Source organism: Halalkalibacter lacteus, assembly GCF_036663595.1.
GTDB classification, from domain to species: Bacteria; Bacillota; Bacilli; order Bacillales; family Bacillaceae_D; genus Halalkalibacter; species Halalkalibacter lacteus.
Map to the genome: position 1 here is coordinate 1 of NZ_JAWRVL010000275.1, position 263 is coordinate 263.

At 71.9% G+C, this 263-nt stretch carries 1 protein-coding gene; it reads left to right on the plus strand.

Annotation, left to right across the window (positions count from 1 at the left end; genetic code table 11):
* On the plus strand, positions 1 to 217 hold a 217-nt coding region (locus tag SAZ04_RS22340), incomplete at its 5' end, for an SDR family oxidoreductase (RefSeq protein ID WP_332699843.1).
* Positions 218 to 263 lie beyond the last annotated feature (46 nt).

Sequence of the window (263 nt, forward strand, 5' to 3'; positions counted from 1 at the left end):
TCCTGTCCGGACCCTGTCCGCCTGGGGCGTCCGCGACTTCCGAAGGCTCTACTCGTCGTTCGCCGAGGTCGCGCCGCTGCGAGCCAACATCACCCCCGAGGACGTGGGCAAGACGGCCCGGGGGCTGTCATCCGATCTCGCGTCGGCCGTGACCGGCGAGGTCGTCTACGTCGACGGCGGGTTCAACGTCATGGGCGTGCCGCTCGGCGACGGCTGACCCGATCCGGTGCCCCGAGGCACCGTTCCAGCACGCCGGGACGGCG